The following is a 25,423-nucleotide window of genomic DNA, read 5'->3' as shown; positions in this document are numbered from 1 at the left end:
CATGCCGCTTTCGGGATCGGGCATCGCGTCCGCTCATGGCCGTTTGTGGGTGGTTTTCTGCCTCTACAGTTTGGGCGGCCGAACCATTCTAGCGATCAGAGCTGGTCTCGCGCATTATGAGCAACGACCTATTTCCGACGCACATGTCCCACGGTTCCGAGAAAGCTTCCGATGTCTTCGAAGCGTCGCTGACCGGTAATTACTGCGACACAACGCCTCACTAGCCCGCAACCCCGAGGCCGCCGCCGGCGGGAATTCGGGGGGTGATTCGATGCTGAAATATGTCTGGTTGTTCGGAGTGTCCGTGCTCGCTTTTGAGCCCGTATCGGCGCAGGTCGCCCAGAGCCGACCGGGCACGCAAGGAGACGATCAAGCAGCCGCTTCAAACGATGGCGAAGACATTGTCGTCACAGGCTTCCGCAAGGGCGAGGTCGAGGCGGTGCGCGCCAAGCGCGAAGCCTTTATCGTGTCCGACCTGATTGTCTCGGACGATATTGGTCGTCTTCCCGATCAGAACACCGCCGCAGCCCTGCGCCGAATACCGGGCATCTCGGTGCAGAATGACCAGAACGAGCCGCGCTTTCCCTCGATTCGTGGATTGCCGCCGACCTACAACCGCACTCAGATCAACGGCGCAATCGTCGCGACCGGCGACAATGGCGGTTCGCGCACCGTGCCGCTCGACACCGTTCCCGCCAATTTCGCACAGCGCCTGGAGGTGTTCAAGACCGTGACGCCGGAGTTGGATCCCAATGCCATCGGCGGGATCATCAACATCGTCACCCGCAGCGCCTTTGACGGCGACGGTCCCTTCCTCAACGCCACGGCGGCTTACACCGGCATCGAGCAGTCGAAGGACGTGTCCGACGAGCGGATCAGCTGGCGCGCCAATGCCCAGGCCGGCACGCGTTTCGGCCCTGACGGTCAGTTCGGCGTGGTTGGGCAGGTCAACTACTCCGTGCGCAACTACGACATCACCCAGTTCGAGAACGCCACCCCGTCGTTCCGCGAATACACCGCCGCCGGCGCGCCGGTCAATCTCGGCAGCGCGACCGGCAACGGCATCCCGGTGCCGGTGCAAGAGCGCCTGTTCCTCTACAACAACGTGCGCGAACGGATCGGCGGAGCATTGACGCTGGAATGGGAAGCCAGCCCGCAGCTCTACATGCGCTTGTTCGGCACCTATAACCGCTTCAAGGATAACGAAACGCGCGACGAAAACCGCCTGGAGCAGGTCGGCAACGTCACCAACCAGACCGAAACCACCGGCACCTTCGCCAGTGCGCGCAACGTGATCAACCTCAACCTGCCGATCAACAGCCAGGAAATCTGGAACGTCCAGTACAACGCCCGGTTCGAGGCCAGCGACCAACTGCGCGTCGATCTCGACGCGATCTACTCGGGCGCCAAGGGTCAGGAAATCGGCCGCGGCGAAACCTTCCGCTCGCCGAGCAGCGCGGCCTTTGCCTTCGACTACGATACGTCGGACTTTTTTTTCGAGTTCACCCCGAGGACGCCGGCGAGCCTCGCCAACCCGGCGTTGCACCCCTTCCTGAGCCGCACCGAGTCGCTCAACACCACCAATCAGGATATCTATGAGGGGCGGCTCAACTTCACTTACGACTGGGCGATCGGTGATACTGAAGTCGAGCTGAAAGCGGGTGGCATCTTGCGTCGTACCGATCACGTGCGCAACCAGGACCAGACCACCTTCACCCTCGCGGCCGGGTCGGGCGTGACCTATACGCTCGCCAATGCGTTCCTGCGCAAGCCGCTCGATGTGGTCGGCGGCAAGACCTTCGACCTTGCCATCGATCCTGTCGCCGCGGTCGACTTCTTCAATCGCAACCGCAGCGCCTTCAACGCCGCGACCAACAACGTCAACGGCGACTTCACCATCACCGAGGACGTCTATGGCGGCTTCATCCAGGCGAAGGCGAGGCTCGGCGAAGTCGAGGTGCTCGGCGGGGTGCGCTACGAACGTACCGACGTCAGTTCGACCTCGGTGCGGGTCGCGGGTAACGTCACCACCCCGTCGAACGTCGACGGCGGCTTTGACGATGTCCTGCCGAGCCTTCATCTGCGGTGGAACGCCTCGGAGAATCTGGTGCTGCGCGCCGCCTGGACCAACACCATCGGCCGCGCCAATTTCGGCGATGTCACCGCACGCGAGACGCTCAATATCGTGGCCGGCAACCTGCCGACACTATCGCGCGGAAATCCCGATCTTCAGCCTCGCAAGTCGATGGGCCTCGACTTCTCGGCCGAGTATTACACGAACGACGACGGCCTCATCTCGATCGGCGTGTTCTACAAGGACATCAAGGACGAGATCTTCAGCGTCACTTCGATCGAAACCATCGACCTTGGGCTTGGTCGCGGGGCCGAACAGGTCGAAGTGTCGCAGCCGAACAATGCCCAGTCGGCAACGCTGTTCGGAATCGAGGCGGCGATCCAGCAGTCGCTGACCTTCCTGCCCAAGCCGTTCGACGGGTTGGGGGTGAACCTCAACGCGACCTATCTCGACAGCGATCTCGATGTGCTGACCACCGCGGGTCCGCGTAGCCTCGGCTTCTTTTTCCAGCCGAGCTGGGTTTGGAATGCGACCGCCTTCTACGTCAACGGTCCGGTCGAGGCGCGGCTCGCATACAACTACACCGGCAATTTCCTCGAGACGATCAATCAGACGATCCCCGGCGCGGATCAGTTCTGGAAGTGGCGGGGCACGATGGACGCGCAGATCCGCGTCCGGGTGACCCCGAATATCGACATCTTCGTCGAGGGCGAGAACCTCACCGACAGCCGCCGCATCGAGCTGACCGGTCCTAATCGCAACCTGCTGCAGGAATCGGCCCAGTTCGGGCGCTCCTTCAGCATCGGCGCATCGGTGGTGATGTGATGCGGCGCGCATGCCTCGCGCTGCTTTCGATGGTAGCACTGGGCGGCGGGTCAGCGACGGCGCAGGCCCCTGCCGCACCGCCCGTGGTCCCGGAGCTTGCCCCCGCGCAGGCGGTAAAAAGCTGGCCTGCCCCCGAAGCGCGCCAGGGCGTCGCGGTGGACGCCGAGCATTTCTACGCGGTCGTCAACAGCCGGATCGGCAAGTATCGCAAGGCAGACGGCACCAAGGTGGCAGAATGGGCGGGTGATCGCGTCGCCATCCGCCACCTCAACAGCTGCGTCGTAGAAGGCAGCGAGCTGGTCTGTGCCAACAGCAACTTCCCCGAGACTCCGATGGCGAGCTCTGTCGAGATTTTCGACACGTCGACGATGCGGCACCTGCGCTCGATCCCGCTCGGGGTGCGCAACGGCTCGCTGACCGTCGTCGAGCGCCGCGAGGGGCAATGGTGGGCGATCTTTGCGAATTACGATGCGCCGCGCAGCCACCTTGGCCGCACGCATCGCGACACGAAGGTCGTGCTCTTCAGCGACGACTGGGCCGAGGTGGGCGGTTATGCCTTGCCCGACAGCGTGCTCACCCGCCTGGCTCCGCACAGCATCTCGGGCGGAAGCTTCGGACCTGACGGACTGCTTTATCTGACCGGGCACGACGCGCCGGATTTGTATGTCATGCGCATTCCGCGCCAAGGCCCGATGCTGGAGCACGTCGCGACCATTCCGGTCCCGTTCGAAGGTCAGGCTTGGGCCTGGGACCGGGCCGCCGGGCGCACGATCTATGCGATCAGGCGCCAGGCTAGTGAGGTTGTGATCGTCGATGTGCCGGATATGGCGTCCTCCCTCGAAGCACCCGCTACCAACTAGCTGATCAGTTTATATCACACCAACTTGAGCTTTTTGGCCTCCAGCAAGCCGAGCAATGACAGCAAAGGGGTCGGTTGCTGAATGGCAGGAATTTTTCAGAACGGGGGCAAAGCCGCAGGACCGCTTTCAGAATCGGTTATGAGCGGGTTCAGAGCGCAGGCCCGAAACCTGCCCAGCAGCTTCAGCTAGTTCCTCGCCAAAACCTGCCATTCTGAAACCGACCCCGATGCGGACATTCTCAATTTGGCCTTTATGCCTGATCACCTTGCAGTCGCGAATTTGGCAACGACATCTCCAGAGCATCACCACAATCCTTTTGCGGTTGGTCCTAATTGCGGAAGATATCCCTTGGTCTCAGCGCAACATCCTGCGCACTGCCAGTTTGTCACGGTCACCAAAATGGCGATTCAGAACGGCTGAAAGGTGCAGTGCGACTGTCGTGTAGAACAGCAATGGCAGCGCCCACCCGTGGACGAACAGGGCAATGCCGGATGCCTCACGCCAATCCGGTGTGGCGATGGACCAGCCATAAAAGTCGACGCTGCCCCCTTGGCTGATCAGATATCCGCTGATCGGAAACGCCAGCAAAGCGCCATACAGGCCAACATGGACCAGACGCGAAAGGCGATGTTCCGGCGTCCCGCGCAGCGACAGGGGTTCCGGCGGCGGGCTGACAATCAGCCAAGCGATGCGGCCGACCACCAGTAACATTACCGTCAAGCCCAGCGATTGATGCGCGCTGACAAAATCGCCGCGTTCAGGCGCGCTTTCGGGGAGGACCGCCATAAACAGGCCGATCGGCACGAGGCAAAACATCATGGTGGCAATCACCCAATGAAATGCGCGCGAGGCCTTGCCGAATTGGGCTTCGTTGTTGTGCAAGGGCAAAGAGGTTGAGATCGGGCGCCGGGCTTGCGCCCATGCCGACCAGACCAGAAACACGATGGCCACGACCGCGATCACGGCCTGCACATTCAGGATGACGGGCGTGATGCGTTGGATCAACGGCGCGGTGGGCGGAACTGCGGCAAAGGTCCCGTCCAAGTCCGCAAGGATGATGGAAAAGACCATCATGAACAGCCCGAGTGCGGCGATCAGCGTTCCGGCAACCCGAAGCCATCGCCAGCGCGCATTAAGCGTAACCGCCAGCACAATCGCCAGCACCAGATATCCGATTGCCATCTATGCCCCGCTTCAAATTGACCCCGCCGCCTAAGCTGGCTCGATCCCCACCATATCTGCGCTGATGTCCCAAAGCCGCGCCGCGCGATCGGCGTTGTTGGCTTTGGCAGACAGGCCTTGCGCAAAGGGCTGTGCGCCTTCGCGCTGGCGGTTGCCCCAGCTCCAGTGAACGCCCGATTGCGCGAACTCAGGTTCTGCGACCACCTGCGCAACCCGCTCGCCTGCCAAAGGCTGCGAGACATAGCCCTTGGTGATGTTCTTCTGGAACCACGGGAAGATTTTCTGGAACAGCGGCGGGGCATAGCGGAACAATGCGGTTTCCGCGACGCATCCGGGGTAGAGCGTGTTGAACACCACCCCGGTCGGGCCATGCAACCGCCGGTGGAATTCACGGTTCATGATCATGTTGCACAGCTTGCTGTCCTTATAGGCCTTACCTGCCTTGAACGGCTTACCGTCGATCATCGCGATCGGTGCAAGAAAACCGGCCTCAAGCCCCTCAAGATCGCCCAGATCAGCCGGCGCAGGGATCGGCACCTTGCCGCCAAACTCCTCTGAATTGGCGGTCACCGTTCCGAGGGTGATCAGCCGAGGCGCTTGGCCATCAAGCGGCACAAGACTGGGCAACAGTAGGTGGCTAAGCAGAAAGTGCCCAAAATGATTGGTGGCGACACTGATCTCGTAGCCTTCAGGCGAACGCGCAGGCTCTTTCAGCAGCGGCAGATAAACTGCGGCGTTGCACACTAGCGCGTGCAGCGGAAGCCCGCTGGCTTTGAAGCGGTCCATGAAATCGCGGACGCTGGCCTGCGCGCCAAGATCGATCTGTTCCAGGACAATGCTTTGCGGCGCGATGGACACCGATGCAGCCGCTGCCTTGGCCTTTGCAAGGTCGCGGCAGGCCATCACAACGCGCCAGCCTCGATCAACCAGCGCTTTTGTAGCATGAAGTCCGACGCCAGATGATGCACCGGTGACGATGACGGTAGGCTTATGGTCTGGTTGCACGTGGCTCATACGCTCGCTGGAATCCGATCATTTAGGAGGTGGCGGTTTGCTTGCGGTGCCAACTCTCGTGGTTCAGGTAACCGGCCAAGTTGCATCCGCAAATCAGGCCCTCAATCGATGGTATTGACACTGACTTGGCTGCTGATGAGAGGGCAGTCAATCGGCCAAGTCCCAGTGAGTGGTCCGCTGCCCCCGTTTGCCCGGTGTTTCCGTAGTTGGTATTGCCATAATGGATGGAGCGGTGCGGACCTCGAAATCGGAGATAACCACAATCTGCCAATTCTGTCTGGCCAGAATGATGGCAGCTTTCCACCCACAACCGGTCATCTGGCTAGCTCGCAGCTATCCCGAAAAGGCGACATAGAAGGTGAAGCGGCGTCTCTCTGAGACGCCCGCAATGGGAACGGCTCCCGCAGGAGCCGCGGTCCGACAGGCCGGGTTCGTCGCGCGCCGAGGCGGCGGCATTTGTCGCCGGTCGTGCGCGCGGCAAGAAGGCCGCGAGCGGCGGGACCGAGAGCCGGCGGGGCGATCAGAAACGCAAGGCCCGGGCGCAGCCCGAGCCGCTTAGAAAGCCCCGCTCATCATGGCCGCAGGTGAGCCGATGGGAAAAAAAGTTCCGGCTTGACGTCGTTGACCGTGGATAGGATTTTTGCCTGCAAGATTAACAAGCTCGCTGGTGACCGATGAATATTCCGCACCGACATGATGTGCCTCCATCCGTTGCAGCGCTTCGTGCACGGCGCGAACGGCGTCGTCGTTATCAAGAAGCGGCGCAAGCGGCAGCGTTCGAAGAGAGTTTAGAGCGTGAGATCGAGGAAGAGTTGGTCAGGCTGGCAATGGAGGCTGAGGAACGGCGCTTCATGCGTGATGCTGTCAAGGTCAACGCGACGCTCCGCCGGGTCGAACAGCGCAGATACCTCTCGCGTTCGTTCATACTCCCGCCGTTGCTGGCCGTCGGGATATGCTGTGCCGCCATCTTTGCCTTGCGGTATTTCGAGGCGAATCCTGTTGCGCTGCATTGGGCAGTTATGCTCGGCATTGGGATACCGTCCGCGATTTTTGGGGCTGCCGCCGTTTTGTACGATTGGCTCGCCGAGGTTGTCGAACCTCTCTGGGGACGCGAAGCCGAAAAGCGACGTGCAGAGGCGGAGCGCGACCTGTTGGAGCGGCAAGCCGCGCTTTTTTCTGCGGGAAAGTACAAGCTCGTTGATTATGGTTATGGCGCCGAGAGTTATTACAAGGTCGATTACAGCGCGTTCTTGCGATGATTTTTGAGGCGAGCGTAGATCGCGTAAGCGCGGTCCCGGCTGAAGGTCGGGGGACGTTACCCCCCGCTAGGCTTGCCATGCCAATTGACGATTCTGTTCTCATGATGTTCTGCCCTGCGCATGGGAGTGAAGCGCATCGACACGGTCGCCGATCTGGTTCGGCATGGGCTCAACGCGCAGATTGAGTGCCGCAGATGTCGCCGCGTGGTGTTGGTGCCCGCTTCCAAGCTCCGCGATCAGTGCTTCGCCAAGTCGATCCCCATGAAGCTAGACGTGGTCGCGCAGCACTTAAGATGCAGCTGTGGTTATCGCGGCGCGAAGATCGATGCGACCGGAATTTAGGTCAGCGCCATTTGGGCGGCCAACGGACGTTCCGAGGCGCACCACCGAACATCGGCTCGATCTGGTCGCGGCCTTAGCCTGCGAGCCTGCAGCCGATGGGCGTCAGCTGGAAGGTGAGATCGGGCCGCGAGCGCGCGAGCGCGCGAACGCGAGGAACGCGCGGACGTGCGGCGCGATGCGGATGTGGCATCGCGCTCGGCGAACAGTCCGAAGTCCTTCATGAAAATCTCCTGATTGAGGGGGGATGGGGCGACACCGCAGTGCCGCCCCTGCCGGGTCAGATGAACATCACGTTCTCGGCGATGATCTCGGTGCCGAAGCGTTCGGTGCCGTCGGCGTCTTTCCAGCGCGAGTAGTGGATGCGGCCGGTCACCGCGAGCTGGTCGCCCTTCTGCTTGTGCTCGCGCAGCGGGAGCCCCATGCCGTTGAAGACGGTGATCTTGTGGAATTCGGCGTCCTTGAGGGCGTAACCGGTCTCGGCGTCTTTCTGGCCCTTGCCGTCGCGGATGACGGGCCGCTCGGTGACGAGGATCAGCTCGGTGATGCGGGTTTCGCCGGTGTCGCGGGCGACGGGGTCCTTGGCGAGACGGCCGACGAGATTGACGTTGTTCATGATAAAGCCTCCTTGTGGCCGGCGGCTCGTCCGCCGGTGCCCTTATCGAGCCTCGGCGGAAGGGCTGGAACACCGCGCGCATGCGCGGGGAACCTCAAAATCCGGGGTGGTGCGGGCAGCTCGCGTAGCGAGCAACACGGCCCGGTGTTTTGGGGTTGTTCCAAAGCCCGACCAGAGAGGCAGGGGCACTGGCGGCGCACGGGCTGCCGGACACGAGGGGCCTTGGATCCGATTGAACGACGACAATCTTGTCGCGCACGGGCTCGCCCTCTCAGATCCCGTCGCCTGCGTCACCGGACAGAAATACGCATGTCGGCCGAGCCCTCGCTGCCGGGTGGTCCTCCGCGGCAGGGGCAAGAAGGATGCCTCACCGCGCTTCCCCAGGAGGCGGGCTGCGCATGTCGTCGCCACCGGCATGGGGCGCTGCTGCGTTTTGCATTAAGGCGCGGGCAGCTCGCCGTGTCCGGTCAGCTGACGCGCAAGGATGGGACCCCGCTGCACCGCACGCGGCAGCGAGGGGTCGATCGCTTCGAAACGCAGAATATTCGTTTTGGAAGGGCTGGTACTGCGGTGCTGTTTCCTTCGACATCGCGTTTGTCAGGTCAGATCCAGTATGGCGGAGGGAGGAGCCCCCTGCTTCGCCGAAGGCGGCGCATCATGTGTTCCGGGCCTCCTCGATCGCGCGAAGGGTTGCTCTTGCGGAAGCCGCGATGCCAAGCGGAGCACCATCGACATCGTTGGCTTAATGGCGTGCGTCGATGTTAAGCGCGGCTCTCGTCCCGCTTGCGCAGACAGCGCGAGTCGATGATTGCGTGTGTCGGTCAGGCGATTTCGATCCCGATGGTCTTGTCGAGTGTCGGGACAAAGCCGAGCGCGCTGAGCTCGTCGAAGGTGAGATCGCGGTTCGTGCCGTCAGCCTCCTGGATCTCCCACGTTATCCAAGGGCGGACCAGACGGCCGTCTGCGAGCTTGATCCCGCCGATCGTTCCGACGGGTGTGATTTCGATCGAGGCGTCGCCCGGTACTCCGGTGTGTTCGCTCACATCGATGATGGCGGTGATGATGGTCATGTGGCGTCCTTTCGAAGGGCAGGCGTTGAGCCATGCCTGCAAAAGAAAGGGCCCGTCTCTCGGGGGAAGAGACGGGCCCGTGGGGGGACGCAAGACGGCCGGAGGACTGGGAGCCGCCTTGCGCTGGGGGAGCTGGTGTCAGCTGGCGAATTCGGCGGTGGATTCGCCGAGACCGTCGGAAGCGCCGACGCTGTTCTCGGCGGCCGAGGCGCCACCGGTGTCGAAGTCGGGCAGTTCGTCCTGCTTGGCGGCGAGCTGCGCGGTGACGTCGCGGCGGCGCGTGGGGCGCGACCAGACGATGTTGTAGCTGCCGTCGTCTTGGCTGAAGGCCGAGATCTGCAGCGGTGCGTTCATCGACGGATCGTCGATCTTGCCGTTGAGGAAGGCTTCGCCGGTGTTGTTCGAAAACAGTTCGAACAGCGCGCCGACCTGGATCCACTTGCCGGTCGGCGTGAGCGCATGGATTTCGAAGCGCGGGGCCTTCGGGTTGTTGCTGGCGACCGGCTTGAGCGCGATCGTCATCGCAACCGCCATGGTGTCAACGCGGCCGATGAAAACGCCGCTATCATTCTGCTTGATGGAACCGATGTTCATGATGCTTCTCCTGAGATTGCGTCTCGGACACCCTGTCCTCGACACCCTTCTCAATCCTCCTCCTCTCCTCGGCCCGCTTGCGGGACGAGCAGGCGCGCGGGTCGCGCGCCCTCCATTGGCAGCGCGTCTCGCGCGCCAATGGGACTGCTTCAGCCGTTCCAGTGGTTGGGGTCGTCCGCTGGCAAAGGGTCACCGACCGCCTGAGACCGCCCGTCAGGCCAGACCGAGGGCTTCGAGAGCAAGATTGATTGCAACGCCAAGCTGACAGGCCAGTGCCGCAGCTCTGGCATGGCTACCGGCTCGACACCGAGCGAGGCCGCAAGGCTGGTAAGCAATCCTTCCGCTGAGGGTTGACCTGATGCAGACGCCCAGCCTTGGCGGTCACCGCGAAGGGCCATGTCATCGCGATGCCGACGACAGCTTCTTCAAGGACGAGGAGAAGAAGGCGACGCTCTCACTACGCGACCCCGTCCAGCCCGTTGCGCTGGATTATCGACAGCAATCGGAGCGCTGGACCTCCCGGCCTTTTGGCACCTCGTTCCCAGTCGGACACGAGGTTCTTCGACACGTTCAGATAGCGAGCAAACACCGGCTGCGAGACATGCTCCGCTTCGCGGATGGCCTTTATCTCGTCGGGCGACAAAACGGGCGCTGGCGCAAGGCAGGCTTCATCAAATTCACGCATGGTGCGCTTGTCGATGTTGCCCGCCTCGTGAAGGCCCTCCATCATCTCGTGAACGGCGGCCATCGCCTCGCTCTTGTAGGTCTTTGCCTTAGCCTTGCTCATCGTCTTTCACCTCGACCAATCGGCCTGCTTCAACTTCCGTTTTCATCTCGTCATCGCCCAGCTCCAGCATGATGCTCGCAGCCTTGCGATAAACCTTCAGTTCCGCCGCACTCAGGTTCGCCTTGTCGTTCTTGGCGAAGGCAAACACGAATATGGCCCGCTCGCCCGAGCGGAAGATCAGGATCGAGCGATAGCCGCCCGATTTGCCGCCGCCCTGGCGCCCGATGCGCTGCTTGATAAGGCCATTGCCAAGATCGGCATCAATCAGTCCGGATTCCGCTCGATGTACAGCATCAGCAAGCGTAGCATCGCTGATCTTTTCCTTTGCCGCAAACTTGGTGAACCAGCGGTTGGCGTAGATGCGGATGCGTGGGCTCTTAGTCATGCAGCAAGGGCCCTCTATCATACTTAGTATTATGGATCAATGAAGGGAGGCGGCGATGCCATGCGCTCATGCGCGGGCACAGTCCGCCTCCAGCATCAGCCGCGGGGCCTGCTCGCGCGCCGCCAGTGTGGCTTGCGCTTGGGAAGACGTCAGCATGCGAGTTCTCGTGCAACCTGCGCAAAAAGCGCGGCCTCGGCCGGGTAAGCGGCGCTAAGATTGCCGTGGATGGTGCTGAAGGCCGGGATTCGGAAATGTCCGCTGTCATCCGGGCGCGTGCTCATCAGCATTCCAAGGACGACATCGGAGGCGGTGCGCTTGTGCCAGCGCGCGATGCTGTCGCAGTAAGTGATGGGCGGCGCCATGGCGGCCTCGGTCCAGTGGCCAAGGCCGCTTTCGACGGCAGCGGCATAGGCATGAGCGGCCCGCACCGGAGCCTTGTCTGTGATAGTCAGTACGAGCGAGCAGTAGGTGCCAAAATCGTGATGACTGCTCTTGGGTTCGAGGCGGCAGCCCTCAGGCGGGGTGCCGTGAACAGCGATGATCGCGGCGCGGTAGGCAAGCACTTCGAGGCGATTGGCGGCGCTGTAGTCCGGGGTCAGCCCAAGCTGGGCACAATCCTCGTTGGCCGGCGCAACGCCGATATCAATGGTGATGGGCATGGGGGGTCTCCTTTGATCCTCGACTGGATCAAAAGTCCCCTCCCCCTTCCCTTTACCGGCGCGGCCTCGGCCGCAAGGGAGGGCGCTCGCCGATGATCAGCGCCCGCTTGGCAGCCTGCTGGTTCGGGCTGTCACTGGTCGCGATTGTGGCAAGGCGGTCCGTCTCGAGCTGGCGGGCGAGCCCGTCAGGGACGAGGCAATAGGCCTCGATCAGGGAGATCGCGCTGCGCGGGGTCGGCAACTCGCCCGGATACGAGCCTTGCCAGACGACTGTGATGTCCTCGTCGTCCTCGCCCTTGGCAAAAGCCTGTGCGAAGAAGGTCTCAAGCGGGCGGTCCCATCCGACGATGACCCGGACGACCGGAGCTGCGTCTTCTTTCAAGGGAACTTCGCGTCGGCTCAAGCTGACCTCCTGGCTGTAGGTCTTTTGAATTAGCGGCCGTTTCTGATCCGTTTGGGGCTGCAGACTTGGTCACTTTGTCCGCGCGTACAATTCGAGCCGCCGTTTCAGACTTACCGCCAAGAGTCCCGGTTCTTCGGAAGGAGACCATGCTTGTCTTCGGCAATCACTTGTGCCCCTCCGGTTTCGTTCCAGCGCCACAGGACGAGGTTGCGACCGGCAGCCTGAGTCGAGGAATAGATCAATCCGTCATATCCCGCCACGATCATGACCGCGGCTGCTTCCTGGCTTGGTGATACCTGCTGCGCATATTGCGGTCCCCACCATGGGCGTGTCATCAGATCGTCTGGAAGGTCATGCTCCTTGCGCAGTGCCGCGTCGTCGTAGTCGGTGATCAGACCGCCCGAGACCTGATAACGCACCAGCGTGATCGGGATGAAATCGAGCATCTGTTGATTGGCTTCCTTGACCGCAGTGAGCGGATCGAAGGAAAGATAGAGCGCGGGCCTTCCGCGCGCGTTCCAGCGGCCACCGTTCTTGGCCGCACCAGCGCCGCTGGTGGGCATGGTAGCCCACTCGGGCGTATGCGCCCGGTAACATATGACAGGTTCCATGGCGGCAGATCAGGCGTAAATGCCGTTGTACACATTCTCCAGGTGCCCATGCACCCACGCGACGTTGCCATCCTTGACGTGCTCCATTGCGGTCTTCGTTCCCATCGAAACAATGGGCGTGTATTTGAACCACACCACGGCACGCTCGAGTGATCCCGCGATTTCGCTAGCATGGGTCAGCAGGCGCACCAGCGGCAACAAGGCCTCCCGGCCCTTCTTGCCAAGCGGCTCGGCCGCTAGCGTGTTGCGGCTCACACCGACCAACTCGGCAAGTTCGGAGACGGGAATATGCAGCTGCTCCGCCAACGCGCGCGGATTGATCGAGCCGCTATCGGTCACAAATCGGGCCTGAGCTTGGGGTATCATGACAAGTCTCCTTGATCCCATATAGTGCATTGATTGCACAAAATCCAGTCAATCTCGGCCGCCTGGCTAACGCAGCGCCGCTTCAATATTCCGACGCTAGCATGATCGTCACGAGGCGAACCGTCACGGATGGGTCGGCGGGGTCCTCGCTCCCGAACTCGAGGTTGGCGTCGTAGTAGTCGACCTTGAAGAAGATGGTCTGCCCTTGGAAGGTCAGTCTGCCAAAGTCCCGCTCGCCCCAGGCATCTTCGTCGAACCTATGCCTTCGGATGGCGGCAATAAGCTGCGCCTGCGTGAGCAATCCGGCTGACGTGTCGCCGCTGCAAAAGGCATCGAGGCAGCCGCGGGTGAACAGGATCCGCGCGCTCGGGTCGAAGCCCGAGCGGGCGCGGTCGTTGAGCCGGGCAATCCGCTCAGTGCGCGACAGATTGTCGCCAAGCATAAGACATACTCCGTGAGACTTTGGGCAGGTTGCCGGAAAGTGAGGCTCAGCCCCAGACATAGTCGGGCAGTTCAGCGATGATCGGCCCGTCGCGGTCCCACATGATCCACGCGCAGCGAAGCGTTCGGGCGACATGCAGCGCAGAGCGGATCTCGAACGGAACGCCTTCGGCCTCGGTTATGCCAGGGTCATCACAGACATGCATGAACCAGCCCCATTCGCCCTTCTCGAAGCAGGCCCAGGGGCACCGTGCAATCCATGATGCCGCTGTCTGCGGTGACATGTGTGCCGTGCTCAGGACGAGCATCATGCTCGTCTCGAGCGAGCTGGCACGCTGGCTCTGCGCGGCGCTCACAGCACGATTTCCTTGGTCGCGGGCGCATCAGCCTCGATGCGCACAGCTCCGATCTCGTCGAAGCCGTTGACCGGACGGCTGCTGTCGTAATTTGCTTTGTCGACGAGGCCGTGGATGGGATCGCCTTCGTAGGTGGCATGGCCCATCGCATCGACCCGGACGACGCGGCGCGCGACGACGCCGACCTTGCCCTTGGGCACCCAGTCTGCCCAATCGCCCGAGGCGCTGACCACGACGTAGTTCCCGATCTGTGCGCTGACGGCCTGTCGGCGGCGCAGAACGTGGCTGTCCTTGGGTTCGACGACCTCGCCGGTATAAGCGGTGTATCGGTCGGGGTGCCACGCCTTTACGCTCGCGCGGGCGTTTTCGATCAGCAGATCGAAGCCCTTCGCGGGGAGAGCCAGGAATTCGTCTTCGAAAGCCAGCACGACCAGCGCCCAGTCGACGTCTTCTTCGTAAGACGGGCCATCGAGCCTCAGCGCTTCGGGCATTGCGCTCTGACGCTGATCGGACAGAAGCATGCCGCCATGGCTGGAAGTCTGGATTTCCCAGACACCGGGAAGAAGCTGTGTCGCGCTCTGCGGCGCTCCCCACAAGCTGTCGCGGGGTTGTTCGCACGTTAGAAATCGGGGCATTGGTCATCTCCTCATTGGATCTGACCCATCCCCTCCCCCTCCCCTTTCAGCCGATCCCAAGGTTTGCCTTGAGGATGGCTGCGGTCCCGTGGGAATCGATCGTGGCTGCGCGCGCCGCGATAACCCGGCCCGCCTTGCTGAGGCTTTCGAGCTGGTGCCGCTTGGCTGCTAGATAGTCAGGATCGTCGCGAGCGATGACCTCGAGCGCTGTCTCGATCAATTCTCCGGTGGTGTTGTCGCGGATGTCTAGGATGAAATCCGGCCTGACCGTGCCGGCGGCTGACGGGCCATCGAACAGCGGGCGCTTGAAGCCGAGCGCAATGCCGCGGCGGCGCAGGTGATATTGGAGATCGAGAAGCTCGCAGGCGACCTTGCGCTCATAGAGGTTGTGAACCGGGATGAAGTTTGCGGTGCGGGCCAGCGGCTGCGCGAAGGCCCGAAGCGCGGCATAGCCGTCGCGCGGGTTGTGCTCGCCGACGACGACCAGCACGAGATAGGGCGGCCCGGTCAGCGATCCTGCATACTGGACGCGGGTCTTGAGGTCGAGCTCCTTGCCCTGCCCCAGAAACAGCGTCGTTCCTGAAATGTCGTTGGCATAGAGCACAAGGAAGGCCTGCGGCGCGAGGCCTTCGGGCCATGTTTTCGCGGCCTTGCGAAGCCGGGCGAACACGGTCTTGCGCTCGAAGGGATCGATGTGGGTGTAGAAATGCGCAGCGAGCGGGATGCCAGGCGCGATCTCGAGCCGGGCAGCCGCCTGTCGCAGGCGCGCAAACTCCGAGGTCATCGTGGTCTTGCGGCCCGCATGGAGCGGCCAGGGCTCGACCGCGTTCACCTTCGCCATGTCCAGCAGCTGCCAGAGAAGCCGGGCAAGGCGGGGTATGGCGACGCCGCGGGTGCGATCATCGGGCTCGCTGTCAGAAGGCGCTTCGGCCAGCTTTTCGGGCGCGAGACGGTGAGCGATGAATAGACCATCGGGCACATCGATAACCGGCGCTTCGGCCGAGCGTTTCTCGCGGAAGCGCTGCGGCGCCTGTTCGCGGAAGAAGGGGCAGTCAGCCGCATGCTCGGGTCGCCGCTGCCGTCTGCTGGTCAAGCGGCGGAGATAATAGGTTTCGGCCTCAGAAAGGTAGGCCGGCGACATCAGCGGCGGCGGGTCGGTGTCACCCATGCAATCGCAAGCGATCCACTGTTCATGGGTTCGCGCCTTGACCACCATCGTCACGCTCGCGCGGTGGTCGCTTTCGCTGCCCTCGCCTTCGTACCAGCGCACGAGCGCGTCGCGGACCACGTCGGGGACCGGCGTTCTGAGAGTGAGGCCTCTCGAATGTCGAGGGACGAGCCACATGCACAGCAACCTACTGCAATTGTGTTTGACGGTCTAGTATGTTCACGTTATGTTCACATCAAAGGAGATGTTCAACATGAAGCCTACCAATCTTGTCGGCCGGTTTGACCTTGATCTTGTCCTGCGTGATGCCAGCCTCGATCCTGCAAACCGTGCGGCCCGCCGGATGCTCGCTGCGGCCGCAATCGGGACCGAAGTGAATGATGGTTACTATGCTGCCGTTGAGTTGCGCGAGGCAGTGCAGTGGGTCCATGAGGGCGAGCCCGGCGCGAAGCTCAAACTGTCGATGATCCTTGGTAATCGCTGCGACGACTATCAGCGTTGCCTCTATTTCATTCTCGCTGGGCGTGGGATCGTCCAGATGCTCGACGATTTGATGTGGTTGGAGGATTTGCTCGAGGCGCGCGGACGTGTTGCGGGTAAGCTGTTCAAGCGTCGCCTGCCGGTGATGCCGCAGGTGCCCCCGTACGTCGGAAGCGAGCCAGATGGCCCGGTTGTGGCGGTGGCGCAGGACTTTGTGCAGGGCCCCTCATGGTATCTCGATCCCATTCCACAAAGTTAGGCTGCGGCCAGACCGGCGAGACCATCGGTCTCATAATTTGCCTTTGGAGCGCTCTGCAATCGCCCGCGCCAAGTCGCGCGCACCATGAAACACTGCAACTACCGTTACGGCCTCGGCAGACACCTGATAAACGACGACATAGGCCAGACCGGTGACCGAGAGCTCGCGTGTTCGTGGCACTCGACCAATATGTCCAAGGTCAGGGAATTCGGTGAGCCGTTCGACCGCAACTGCAATCTTTCCAAAAACATCTCGGGCAGCATCCGAGCTGTCGAGCGCGACGTAATCGATTATGCTGCTGAGATCATCACGGGCTGCCTGGGCATAAAGCAGCCTCTTCAAGGCGCCCAACCATGCTTGGCGGCGATCCCTGCATGAACATCCTCAGCAAGCAGAACTCTCCCTGCCTCAATATCGGAAAGACCAGCCTTCACCCGTTCGACCTGCCAGGCATTGGCTTCAAGATAATGCTGAAGCGCTTGATTGATAACGTAGTTACGAGACCGGTCGAGGGCGCTAGCCAGCGCATCGATCTCGCTCACGACCTCTTTTGCCGTCCGGATGGTGATTGGCGAAGTGGCCGGTTCATGTCCCATAGTTGATCCGATCCTGAGTCTGGGGGTGATGCAGACGTAATCACCTGTAATCATTCTGTGGTCAAGGTCCCGTTCGGTTATGCGCAGTTGGCCGGTGCAACGACGCAAAACGGGCTTTCAACTGACCCGGGAATATGCGCGCTTGCACCTGCCCGAGCTCGGTGGCCGTGGGAGGTCGAGGATGCATACTATGCGACCGTAGAACTACGTGAGGCCGTCCAGTGGGTTCATGAGGGCGAGCCTGGTGCGAAGCTCAAACTGTCGATGATCCTCGGCAATCAGTGCGACGACTACCAGCGGTGCCTCTATTTCATGCTGGCAGAGCGCGGTGTCGTCCAGATGCTCGATGATCTGATGTGGCTGGAAGACCTGCTCGAGGCGCGAGGGCGCGTGGCCGGCAAGCTCATGAATCGTCGTGCGCCGGTAATGCCTCAGGTGCGGCCCTATGTCGCTACCGGGCCCGATGGCCCGCTGGTTGCTGTAACCCGGGAGTTCCAGCAGGGGCCCTCGTGGTATCTCAATCCCGAACCCAGCGACTTGCGTGACCGACCGCTATAGGTGGCGTTCAAAATCCATGCTTTGATGCAAGACGCGAACAATCAGAATGCCGTCTGGCGCAGGAATGTAGAATATCACATGAGCGCCCTGCCTGATCCGTCGCAGCTGCGGCACAACCTGTTCTGCGCTTTGCCCAAGATGCGGGTTATCGAGCAGGGACGCAAAACAGGCTTTCAACTGACCCAGATATTTGCGCGCCTGGTCCCGACCGAACTCGGTGATCGTGTATTGCGAGATCAGGACGAGATCGTTGTCAGCTCTCCGGCTGATCCGCAGCTCACGCATTCGCGCTTCGCGCGCGCTCTTCGCCCTCGGCCCAGATATCGTCGAGTGACCGCTCGCTAAGGCCACTGTCGATCCCTTCGCTGATCGCCTTGCGCAGGTCAGAGAGCTTGCGCTGCTCTTCCTGGTCGCGGCGCACGAGATCGCGGATATATTCACTGTCGTTGGTGAAGGCTCCCCGGGCAATCTGAGTCTTGATCCAGGAATCCTGTGTATCGCTCAGTGTGATGGTTTTGCGGACGGTCGCCATAGTTCACTCCTTGCCCGCGAGGTTATCATACTATTGGTGCAGGGCGCAACGGGGCCAAACATGGGCCTCCAGGATGGATGGGGCTTGATCGGAACTCATTGGGCAAGCTGGGCGCGGCCAGCAGCCGCGGGACAGCGCGCGCTCACAAAGCCGCTATCATCCCATCTCGGATTGTAGATGGCGGCCTCGTTTTCGAGCTGATGGCATGACAGATCGCGGCCTTCTGCCTCGACGAGAGCAAGGGTACGGCCAAACCGGTCATTTCCGACCCGACGGATCGTCATCCTTGGCGCGGCGGCCTCGCGCAAACTGCGGGTGCTTTTTCCAGGGTCGCCTGGTGCGCAGGTGCGGCCAGCACGGCACTGTCCGGGTTTTTCCGGCGCATCAATGGCAAGCAGACGGATGCGTTCATCTCCGCAGCGCAGCGTGTCGCCATCAACGACCCTGCATCCCGTGATCGTTTCTGCTGGCGGAAGCTCTGGCGCTGCCATGCATCCCCCACCCGATCCCGCGAGAATCAGCACAAGCAGAACCGAAAGGCCGCGATGTCGGCTTATCATGCGCGCAGCTCCACCTCGACGTGAGCGTCGAATGCATCTTCGTCGGTGACATGGAAGGGCTTGATCGGGTCGCCGGTACGGATGACCGCTACCGGACGGTGTTTGTGCTCGAAGAGGCGCTCAGCAACGCGGTGAGCGTTTTCCCGGCTGCAGAGCTCGCCTCGCCGTGGGCTGAATGTGGTCTCGGTGAGAGGATGGCAGGTCATGGCTCGCTTATCCGAACAGGGTCTTGTGGACGCGGGTTTGCTGTACGATGGTGAAGTTCATACGCGCAAGATTGCCGATGCGGTAGCAGGGAGGCCCGTTGGCGGTGAGAGCCAGCGCAGTTTTGCGGCCTTGCTTGCGGATGAAGAACTCATTGCCCTCATAGCCGTCGGTGAAGCGGATCTTGCTGGGAAGACGAATATGCATCCCGTCCTCGAGCTTGCGCGATCCTCGCATGAGATTGCGGATGCAGCGGCGGCGCCAAACCAGGGCGGCATGATTTTCGGTCGCATCGAGCAACCGCAGAATGCGCTCCGGGCATTCACACTCGAACGGCCCGGCAGTTTCATCGAGATCCTTGTAGGCGAACACGTAGCCGTCACTGGCACGCGGATTCCAGCGCACGAGTACGACGGCCGCGAACACCGCCCCAATCTTGCCGTTTTCGACGGGCGCCACGGCCGCATACCAGACCTTGTTGCGCAGACAGGATGAAGCCACGACACGCAGCCCCCGGGTAGAAGTCCCGGTGGGCGGAGGGTCAGTCGGCTTGACCTCGATCCGCTTCCCTTCATCGTCATAAGGGTGCTCGAAGGTGAATTGCGCATCGAGATACTTTTTGGGCGCCTTGTAGGGGTGCATGCTCGATAGCGGCATTGAGAGCCATCCCATGACAAATTCCTTCGATTGCGCCCGCTTCAGGCGGGCTGGTGGAGGTGGCAGTCGCGGCGGACAGTTGCGGCGAGGCGGGCGACATTGGAGAGGAGATCGATGGGGCCCCGCAGCTGGCGTCCCGCCCAAGGACCGTCACGTCCATTGGTTCGGACCCATCCGATCTCCCGTCCGGGGTTAATGCGGCACGGGTCGATGGTGACGCAGAAGCTGTCGGCAAACAGGCTGATCGCCGGGTTTTCGGCCGTAAAGTGTCGATCCTGTTGGATGGTATAGGCGGCAGGATCGAGGCACAGTGTCTGGGCGAGGTAGCGCAAGGCTTCGCGCGCGGAGGATCTGTAGAGCTGGATGAGATCCGGATCGCACCCGATTCCGCGCTGGACGAGCGGAACAAGGATGGGGGCATCCCTCAGTTCCGCGATCCGCTGTTCGCATGCCGTGCGCAGCGCCTCATCTTCGGGATGCTGTGTCTCCGGACACTGGCCTGCGGCCACCCGGCCGAGATGTCGCCCGAGCAGGAGGACAGCCGGGTCGCTCTCGGGGTCGCGCCCAGCGCGCCGGGCATCGTTGAGGGCGTCGGTGAGTGCAGCGCTGCAGGTATGCATGACGCGCAGCCCATCGGGCTGCAGCGCGCGCTGAAAGCGGAAGGGCACGTCGAGGTGGAGGGTGGCAGGCATCCGAATTCTCCTTGATTGGACGCCTGCCCCCTTCCCCCTCCCCTCTATGCTGCGCGCTTCAGCGCGGGAGTGTCCTCGGATGCGGTTTCGGACTGCTCGTCAGAGGCCGTACTGCCGAACGCCTTCAGGTAACCGAATGCCTGTTCGGCCTTGGCGGCGGCATGGATGATCGCGGAGGAGTCGCCCTTCAGAATGTCAAGCCAATGGCCGATGTAGCTCGCGTGATTGTCATGGAGTTCGCCCGGCAGGCCGAGATCGGCGCAGATCAGGCACTGGCCAATCGAGGCCACCAGCTCCTCGAAGGCGTAGGCTTTGTCGCCGAACCGCTTGCCGAAGGTCCGCTCGAGCCGGGTTTTCCCGCCAGACCAATGCACCGCCTCGTGACCCAGCGTGCTGGCATAGTGATCGTCGGAGTGGAACGCTTCGCGCGGCGGCATCTGGATGTAATCGCCTGCGGGCGAGAAGAAGGCGGCGTTTCCGCCATGCCGCACCTCGATAGGCAGTGTTGCGAAGAAGGCGTCAATCGCTGCGCGGTGTACGGAGTCCGGCCGATCTTCAGGCGGCGTCAGCACCGGGTAGTAGTGCGCGGGCAGCCCATCGATCTGATCGGCATTGAACACGTTGTAGGCCTTGAGAAAGCGGATGGCGCGGGTGTGGTCTTCCCCGGTCACACGGTCTTGCTCGGTCTTGCTGATCTGCGAGTAGTAGACGCTGAGGGACGAGGTCTCGCCCTTGCGCACCTGCCCGCCAAGGGCTTCGGCCTGGCGGTAGGTCATCCAGTAGCGGCTGCTGTAGCCCATGGCGTCGCCCATGGCCCAGAGGAACAGGGTGTTGATACCGGTATAGGCGGTGCCGCAATGGCGCAGCGGGCGGCCGCCGCCTGCGGTGCGGTTCCACGGTCTTACCCAGGGCATGACGCCCTGTTCGAGTTTGGAGAGGATGAGAGCGGTGATTTCGGCGGCGATGTCGCGGCGCGCTCCTTTGCCGACTGTCCGGCGAGAGAAGGTCTTTGCCATGATGTGATCCTTTGTCGGAACGGCCCGAGTGACGGGCGATGACGAAAAAAGGGGCAGCCCAGCCAGAGCCGAGCTGCCCGCAGGGACGCCCAGGAGAGAGCGTTATTCGGCGGCTTCGAGCGTTTCGTCAGGGTGCTCGACCTCGAAGTCGTTCTGATCACCACCGCAGGCATCAGCCGGATCGTCTTCAGGATCATCGTGGTCGCTGCCGTGATCCTCGTCGTCTTCCTCGACGGGTTCGGCACGCATGATGTCGAACCGCATCGCGTCGGGCACCCAGGCCAGCGCAGCGTTCTTGATCGCCGGTTCGGTGATGGCTTCGCCGGCGAACAGCTTCTGGCAGGCTGCCGAGACTTCAGGCTTCTTCGAGGCCGCATAACGGGACGCGAGTACCTCCCCGCCGATCTCGGTGAGAAGCGCAAGCAGCGTGCCCTTGGAGACCCGGTCGAAGAAGTTGGCCGACGTCGGCCGCCACCACTTTGAAGGCTCGATCCCGAGGATGCCTGCAAGACGCGCGTGAAGCGGGTTGGTCGTGTCCGAATACTCGGGCTTCGCCTCGATCGACCCGGCCACCATCAGCGCCAGCCAGGCCGCCTTGCCAGTGTCGTCGAGTGCTCGGAAGCCTTCGAACCGCGCGACCACGTCGCCGGCCTCGGTCCAGGTCGTATCGAGCGCATCGCGCGCCTGTTCGATGGCGATGCGGGCTTGGGTCGGTTCGCCGTCTGCCCCGTTGACCGGGTCGTTGGGGCGAGCCGCCTTCATCGTCGTCCCGTAGCGTTCGTAACCGCGGTTCCCGTCGATCATGGCAAACAGCGCATAGTCGAGTGCGAGCGCGGGATCGGCGAGGAGGGCGGCGGCGAGGATGTCCCGGCGCTGCATGGCGAGTTCATCGGACAGCCGGGCGCTGAGAGGCTTTCCGCCCGGCGCGATCTTCTCGGGCGGCGGCGCCTTGCCGGTTGTGGCGTTGCTGCCGGTGGCTCCGCGGTCGTCGCCCGGATCGCGGATGGGGGTCTCGCTGAAGTACGTCGTCTCGAGCACCATCTTGCCGTCCGAGGCGAGGGTCAGGAACGTGCCGATTTCGCTCTTGAGATCGTCGGGCAAGATCGTCGGCCGCCGCTGCAGCTCGTTCCACTCATCCTCGAGCTTGTCGTACTCGGCCTTGAGCGCGCTGCCTGCCTCGTCATCCAGCTCGCCGTTGTCGAGCTCGTCTCCGATTTCCTCCATGCGAGTCTGGATTGCATCGGCGCGGGCTTCCTCGGCTTCCGTCATCGGTTGCTTGGGAAGGTTGACCCGGTAGAGCCCGTCGGTCGCGTTGTAGATGTGCGCGGCAGCCACCGGTCGCACCCATGCGAGGCCTTGTTCTTCGCCGAGCCGCTTGGCCTCGGCTTCCATGATTGCTGCAGCCAGCCCCTGTGCGATCTCGGGATCGGACCAGCGGTCACCGTTCTCGCTGAAGAGTTCGCGCTCGATCGTGCCGCCCGCGGCCACATAGGCATCCTCACCGACCAGCTGAGCAATCGGGTCCGTCGCTTTGAGGGCGTCACCGGCAATTGCGCGGCGAACCTGATCAGGCGTGGTGTAGCTGTAGGTGCCATATTGCTCGAACACCCGGGTCTGCTTTGCCTGATCTGCCGTGGTGGCGTAGGCCTTGGCCATGTCGAGCGTGATCCGCCCCTCGGCGAGCGTTTCGAAGACCGGATCCGCAAGGCCCGCCAGGCGGAGACGTCCTTCGACGAACCGGCGCGTGACGCCGAAGCGCTTGGCGACTGCGTCGAAGTCGCAGCCCTCGCCGATGAAGTGCTGGAAGGCCCGGCATTCATCGGTCGGCGTCATGTTGACGCGCTGGAAGTTCTCGGCAAGCGAGGCTTCCGAAAGAGTGGCATCGTCGCCTTCAAGCACCTTGCAAGACACCGCCATGTCCTTGTCGATGCGGCCTTCTTGGGCGAGCAGCTGCAGGGCCTCGAGACGGCGGCCACCGGCAAAGACAGCATAGTGTCCGCGTGGCTTCTTGAGCGCGGTGACACAAAGGTTCTGCAGCAGACCGCGCGCCTCGATATCGCCGGCAAGCTGGGGGATATCGGCGCGACCGGACTTGCGGACATTGCTGTCCGAGTGGCGCAGTTTCGAAAGGGCAATCATCTGTTCCATCGTCATTCTCCTGGATTGGGTCCGGTGAACAATCCCCCGGATCCACCCCATTCAGATCCCTCTCCCCTTTCCTCTTCAGGGTGTCAGAGGCGTCGACTGGGCAGTCGTGTGAGTTGTGGGGCCCCTCCCCCACTCTTTTTCCAAAGATCGATGGTAACGTTGCTGTGTCCGAAATTTGTACGCTTCGTTCGGACAGAGGGCGTTCAGCACTCAGCGAACGCTGCTTCAGAAACTGTCTGAGGGTTCTCGCCGCCGGCCTGACGGATGCAAATGACTCTGGTTGGTAGGCAGCCAGCGCTTGCCAGCCTAAGGCTGCGAATGGCGGCTTTGCCTCGGTTCTGTAAAATTCCTGCCATCCAGCTTTCGACCCCAAAGCTGACATCTACTGCTTCAGCGCTCGACCACCATCTTCGACATCGGCGCAAGCTTTGCCAGCAAGCGGTTTTGCGCAGTGAAGGGAACTTCTACCTCGCGCATGGCATTTTGCAGATTTTCGACCAGTGCATTCAGATCGGCCTTGGTCAATCCCATGCCAGAATGAGCTGCGCGCATGTCACGCCCGGTGTATTCGCAGCCTGCGCCAAGCAAATAGCAGAATTGTTCATCCAAAGTGCGCTTCAACCTCACCGTATCATGCGCGGCGAAGATAGCGGCGATGCGCGGGTCGGATTCGCTTAGTTCGACTGTGCGCCAGGCAATTCGGCGAATGCCATCGCGCCCGCCGAAGTCGGCGATAAGTGCTTCGCTGTCATAGGACGTCGCCCCCGCATTGGTGTTGCTTTGGGTATACTGATCAACCGGAAACTCTCCCGTTTCCGGGTCGCGCACCTTTTTCTCGACGCTGAACTCGGCATCCCAGTCGGTGTCCTCGGCGGGGGCCTGTTGCAAAACGGCAAGCAGCGTGGCGGCAGAAAGGGACATCAGCATCGGTTCGCTCCAGCGGAAATCAAAATGCAACCTGCGCGGACAGGAAACCGCCGCGCTGGTCGGAAAGGGTGGCGATGGAACCGAGATCAACATATGCCGCAGTCAGCGTGAGATTATCAGTCAGCGCATAGGCGGCGAACACATCCATCCAGTCATCTTCGCCAAGCCCAAGGTTGTCGGGCTTGCTGCGATATTCCACTCCGATCACCGCACGGCGCGACAACTGGTATCCGACCGACCCTTCAAATTCCAGCCGATACCCTGTGCCTTCCGCGCTGCCGAAGCCAAGCAAGCCGAGCTGGTTTGCCTCGGTGTAACGCCAGGTCGCGTTGACCAGGACGCTCTGCTTCAGCAACAGTTTCGTGGCGCTTACCGTGTAGTCTGTGCCTGCATTGTCGGCTGCTCCCAAAGCGCGGACAACGGCGCTGTCTTGGCCCCGCTTGTGCTCGACCCCGACCGCGATTTGCGGCAACCAGGTATCGCCATAGACAATGTCGCCTGCCACACGCAGCTTTGCGCCGTAAACATCCTGATTGAAGGTGTATCCTTGACCCAAGCCCAGCAACGCTCCCGCGTCGCGAGTGTCAAAATGGGCTCGGGCATAGGACAATTCCATGCGGTCGCCAAAGCCCACCGCCACGCCGTATGATCGCCAACCGAAATCGGGCAGCTCGATCGCAGTGGCATGGCCCGATATGCCGACCCCGCTTGGCATCTGTCGTCCGCCGATCGTCGCCCAGCGGGCAATGCCGCCGCCCGATGCACCTTCAACAGTGCTGATGCCGTTGGTAAGCAGCAGCTTACCGCCCTTCAGCAAATCAATCTTTCCGAGGCGCAGCCCATCACCAGCGAGCGCGCTCGAAGCGCCAAGCGGCTGCCATGCGCGTTTCACAGCAGCCGTGTCCGGTGACAGCGGCATGACCGCAACCTCAGCCTTGTCCACGGCTTCCCGGTCCAGCACCAACGTATAGGAGATCTTCGAATCGGGGCTGTCATTGGAAGGCACAGCAGCGACAACGGCTGCATGGCAGACCGCGAGCAGGCAGGGGACAAGCATCGTCATGCTGCAATTGCCTAAGCATTGAAGGTAAATTGCATCTAAACTTCGCGGCGAGAGATTCTTAATGTGTCCCCCTTAGGTGCGGACCAA

33 protein-coding genes are annotated in these 25,423 nt (G+C 62.0%); 6 read left to right on the top strand and 27 right to left on the bottom strand.

What is annotated here, in order from left to right; genetic code table 11:
* Positions 1–271: 271 nt before the first annotated feature.
* Both ACRANW_RS15240 and ACRANW_RS15235 read left to right on the top strand, forming a co-directional pair.
* Complete coding sequence (locus ACRANW_RS15240) at positions 272–2,899, top strand: TonB-dependent receptor (RefSeq protein WP_479434117.1); 2,628 nt, start codon at positions 272–274, stop codon at positions 2,897–2,899.
* On the top strand, positions 2,899–3,759 hold the full coding sequence (locus ACRANW_RS15235) for a hypothetical protein (protein ID WP_479434116.1): 861 nt from the start codon (positions 2,899–2,901) through the stop codon (positions 3,757–3,759). The genes ACRANW_RS15240 and ACRANW_RS15235 overlap by 1 nt, the downstream gene beginning before the upstream one ends.
* Before the next feature lie 354 nt (positions 3,760–4,113).
* Here ACRANW_RS15235 and ACRANW_RS15230 read toward each other — a convergent pair whose 3' ends face one another.
* Both ACRANW_RS15230 and ACRANW_RS15225 read right to left on the bottom strand, forming a co-directional pair.
* Complete coding sequence (locus tag ACRANW_RS15230) at positions 4,114–4,941, bottom strand: cytochrome b (protein ID WP_479434115.1); 828 nt, start codon at positions 4,939–4,941, stop codon at positions 4,114–4,116.
* 30 nt (positions 4,942–4,971) lie between these two features.
* Positions 4,972–5,955, bottom strand: a complete 984-nt coding sequence (locus ACRANW_RS15225) for a protochlorophyllide reductase (RefSeq protein ID WP_479434114.1) — start codon at positions 5,953–5,955, stop codon at positions 4,972–4,974.
* A 674-nt stretch (positions 5,956–6,629) separates the two neighbouring features.
* Here ACRANW_RS15225 and ACRANW_RS15220 point away from each other — a divergent pair.
* Positions 6,630–7,214 (top strand): hypothetical protein, encoded by a 585-nt coding sequence (locus ACRANW_RS15220; protein WP_479434113.1) that lies wholly within the window; start codon positions 6,630–6,632, stop codon positions 7,212–7,214.
* A 120-nt stretch (positions 7,215–7,334) separates the two neighbouring features.
* Positions 7,335–7,556 carry a hypothetical protein gene (locus tag ACRANW_RS15215; protein WP_479434112.1) on the top strand — a complete coding sequence of 74 codons (222 nt, stop codon included), beginning with the start codon at positions 7,335–7,337 and terminating at the stop codon, positions 7,554–7,556.
* Between the two features lie 277 nt (positions 7,557–7,833).
* Here ACRANW_RS15215 and ACRANW_RS15210 read toward each other — a convergent pair whose 3' ends face one another.
* The 13 genes from ACRANW_RS15210 to ACRANW_RS15150 all read right to left on the bottom strand — a co-directional run bounded on the left by ACRANW_RS15210 (position 7,834) and on the right by ACRANW_RS15150 (position 15,764).
* The gene (locus ACRANW_RS15210) at positions 7,834–8,169 is read right to left on the bottom strand and encodes a single-stranded DNA-binding protein (RefSeq protein ID WP_479434111.1); all 336 of its coding nucleotides are present in this window, start codon (positions 8,167–8,169) and stop codon (positions 7,834–7,836) included.
* An 821-nt stretch (positions 8,170–8,990) separates the two neighbouring features.
* Entirely contained in the window at positions 8,991–9,239 is a 249-nt protein-coding gene (locus tag ACRANW_RS15205) for a hypothetical protein (protein WP_479434110.1), read from the bottom strand.
* Between the two features lie 138 nt (positions 9,240–9,377).
* Complete coding sequence (locus ACRANW_RS15200) at positions 9,378–9,833, bottom strand: DUF736 domain-containing protein (RefSeq protein WP_479434109.1); 456 nt, start codon at positions 9,831–9,833, stop codon at positions 9,378–9,380.
* Between the two features lie 457 nt (positions 9,834–10,290).
* Positions 10,291–10,620 carry a helix-turn-helix domain-containing protein gene (locus ACRANW_RS15195; RefSeq protein ID WP_479434108.1) on the bottom strand — a complete coding sequence of 110 codons (330 nt, stop codon included), beginning with the start codon at positions 10,618–10,620 and terminating at the stop codon, positions 10,291–10,293.
* Complete coding sequence (locus ACRANW_RS15190) at positions 10,607–10,987, bottom strand: type II toxin-antitoxin system RelE/ParE family toxin (protein ID WP_479434158.1); 381 nt, start codon at positions 10,985–10,987, stop codon at positions 10,607–10,609. Before ACRANW_RS15190 ends, ACRANW_RS15195 begins: the two co-directional genes overlap by 14 nt.
* A gap of 167 nt (positions 10,988–11,154) precedes the next feature.
* A complete protein-coding gene (locus tag ACRANW_RS15185) occupies positions 11,155–11,664 on the bottom strand; it encodes a hypothetical protein (protein ID WP_479434107.1) in 510 nt (169 codons plus the stop codon).
* 52 nt (positions 11,665–11,716) lie between these two features.
* Positions 11,717–12,067, bottom strand: coding sequence for a hypothetical protein (locus tag ACRANW_RS15180; RefSeq protein ID WP_479434106.1), 351 nt, complete (start codon positions 12,065–12,067; stop codon positions 11,717–11,719).
* Between the two features lie 110 nt (positions 12,068–12,177).
* Complete coding sequence (locus ACRANW_RS15175) at positions 12,178–12,678, bottom strand: RES family NAD+ phosphorylase (protein ID WP_479434105.1); 501 nt, start codon at positions 12,676–12,678, stop codon at positions 12,178–12,180.
* Between the two features lie 9 nt (positions 12,679–12,687).
* Positions 12,688–13,044, bottom strand: a complete 357-nt coding sequence (locus tag ACRANW_RS15170; protein WP_479434104.1) for a hypothetical protein — start codon at positions 13,042–13,044, stop codon at positions 12,688–12,690.
* Positions 13,045–13,126: 82 nt separating this feature from the next.
* Entirely contained in the window at positions 13,127–13,486 is a 360-nt protein-coding gene (locus tag ACRANW_RS15165; RefSeq protein ID WP_479434103.1) for a DUF3768 domain-containing protein, read from the bottom strand.
* A 46-nt stretch (positions 13,487–13,532) separates the two neighbouring features.
* Positions 13,533–13,841 (bottom strand): DUF5983 family protein, encoded by a 309-nt coding sequence (locus ACRANW_RS15160; protein WP_479434102.1) that lies wholly within the window; start codon positions 13,839–13,841, stop codon positions 13,533–13,535.
* Positions 13,838–14,476 carry a DUF7007 domain-containing protein gene (locus tag ACRANW_RS15155; protein ID WP_479434101.1) on the bottom strand — a complete coding sequence of 213 codons (639 nt, stop codon included), beginning with the start codon at positions 14,474–14,476 and terminating at the stop codon, positions 13,838–13,840. Before ACRANW_RS15155 ends, ACRANW_RS15160 begins: the two co-directional genes overlap by 4 nt.
* Positions 14,477–14,522: 46 nt before the next feature.
* Positions 14,523–15,764, bottom strand: coding sequence for a hypothetical protein (locus ACRANW_RS15150; protein WP_479434100.1), 1,242 nt, complete (start codon positions 15,762–15,764; stop codon positions 14,523–14,525).
* Between the two features lie 133 nt (positions 15,765–15,897).
* On the opposite strand from ACRANW_RS15150, the gene ACRANW_RS15145 reads away from it, so the two are divergent.
* A complete protein-coding gene (locus ACRANW_RS15145; protein WP_479434099.1) occupies positions 15,898–16,383 on the top strand; it encodes a hypothetical protein in 486 nt (161 codons plus the stop codon).
* A gap of 30 nt (positions 16,384–16,413) precedes the next feature.
* Here the strand turns inward: ACRANW_RS15145 and ACRANW_RS15140 are convergent, their stop codons facing one another.
* Positions 16,414–16,725, bottom strand: coding sequence for a type II toxin-antitoxin system RelE/ParE family toxin (locus ACRANW_RS15140; protein ID WP_479434098.1), 312 nt, complete (start codon positions 16,723–16,725; stop codon positions 16,414–16,416).
* Complete coding sequence (locus tag ACRANW_RS15135) at positions 16,722–16,925, bottom strand: CopG family ribbon-helix-helix protein (RefSeq protein ID WP_479434097.1); 204 nt, start codon at positions 16,923–16,925, stop codon at positions 16,722–16,724. The genes ACRANW_RS15140 and ACRANW_RS15135 overlap by 4 nt, the downstream gene beginning before the upstream one ends.
* 318 nt (positions 16,926–17,243) lie before the next feature.
* Here ACRANW_RS15135 and ACRANW_RS15130 point away from each other — a divergent pair, with 318 nt between their 5' ends.
* On the top strand, positions 17,244–17,537 hold the full coding sequence (locus ACRANW_RS15130) for a hypothetical protein (protein WP_479434096.1): 294 nt from the start codon (positions 17,244–17,246) through the stop codon (positions 17,535–17,537).
* On the opposite strand, the gene ACRANW_RS15125 is transcribed toward ACRANW_RS15130, so the two are convergent.
* The 10 genes from ACRANW_RS15125 to ACRANW_RS15080 form a co-directional block, all read right to left on the bottom strand.
* On the bottom strand, positions 17,532–17,822 hold the full coding sequence (locus ACRANW_RS15125) for a type II toxin-antitoxin system RelE/ParE family toxin (RefSeq protein WP_479434095.1): 291 nt from the start codon (positions 17,820–17,822) through the stop codon (positions 17,532–17,534). The two genes, ACRANW_RS15130 and ACRANW_RS15125, sit on opposite strands and share 6 nt — an antisense overlap.
* On the bottom strand, positions 17,815–18,069 hold the full coding sequence (locus ACRANW_RS15120) for a type II toxin-antitoxin system ParD family antitoxin (protein ID WP_479434094.1): 255 nt from the start codon (positions 18,067–18,069) through the stop codon (positions 17,815–17,817). Before ACRANW_RS15120 ends, ACRANW_RS15125 begins: the two co-directional genes overlap by 8 nt.
* Positions 18,070–18,164: 95 nt before the next feature.
* Positions 18,165–18,629: a thermonuclease family protein gene (locus ACRANW_RS15115; protein ID WP_479434093.1), complete on the bottom strand. Its 465-nt coding sequence runs from the start codon at positions 18,627–18,629 to the stop codon at positions 18,165–18,167.
* The gene (locus ACRANW_RS15110) at positions 18,626–18,835 is read right to left on the bottom strand and encodes a hypothetical protein (RefSeq protein WP_479434092.1); all 210 of its coding nucleotides are present in this window, start codon (positions 18,833–18,835) and stop codon (positions 18,626–18,628) included. Before ACRANW_RS15110 ends, ACRANW_RS15115 begins: the two co-directional genes overlap by 4 nt.
* Positions 18,836–18,842: 7 nt before the next feature.
* Positions 18,843–19,505: a DUF6927 domain-containing protein gene (locus tag ACRANW_RS15105; protein WP_479434091.1), complete on the bottom strand. Its 663-nt coding sequence runs from the start codon at positions 19,503–19,505 to the stop codon at positions 18,843–18,845.
* Between the two features lie 26 nt (positions 19,506–19,531).
* Positions 19,532–20,182 (bottom strand): hypothetical protein, encoded by a 651-nt coding sequence (locus ACRANW_RS15100; RefSeq protein WP_479434090.1) that lies wholly within the window; start codon positions 20,180–20,182, stop codon positions 19,532–19,534.
* A gap of 44 nt (positions 20,183–20,226) precedes the next feature.
* A complete protein-coding gene (locus ACRANW_RS15095; protein WP_479434089.1) occupies positions 20,227–21,198 on the bottom strand; it encodes an ArdC family protein in 972 nt (323 codons plus the stop codon).
* Between the two features lie 102 nt (positions 21,199–21,300).
* Entirely contained in the window at positions 21,301–23,346 is a 2,046-nt protein-coding gene (locus ACRANW_RS15090; protein WP_479434088.1) for a ParB/RepB/Spo0J family partition protein, read from the bottom strand.
* Between the two features lie 390 nt (positions 23,347–23,736).
* Positions 23,737–24,267: a group I truncated hemoglobin gene (locus tag ACRANW_RS15085; RefSeq protein WP_479434087.1), complete on the bottom strand. Its 531-nt coding sequence runs from the start codon at positions 24,265–24,267 to the stop codon at positions 23,737–23,739.
* 25 nt (positions 24,268–24,292) lie between these two features.
* The gene (locus tag ACRANW_RS15080) at positions 24,293–25,336 is read right to left on the bottom strand and encodes a DUF3034 family protein (protein ID WP_479434086.1); all 1,044 of its coding nucleotides are present in this window, start codon (positions 25,334–25,336) and stop codon (positions 24,293–24,295) included.
* Positions 25,337–25,423 lie beyond the last annotated feature (87 nt).

The sequence above is a fragment of the Erythrobacter sp. 'gip.4 top 5' genome (genome assembly GCF_056495765.1).
The sequence above is the reverse complement of the archived record's forward strand: the minus strand, read 5'-3'. Positions and strand labels throughout refer to the sequence as shown.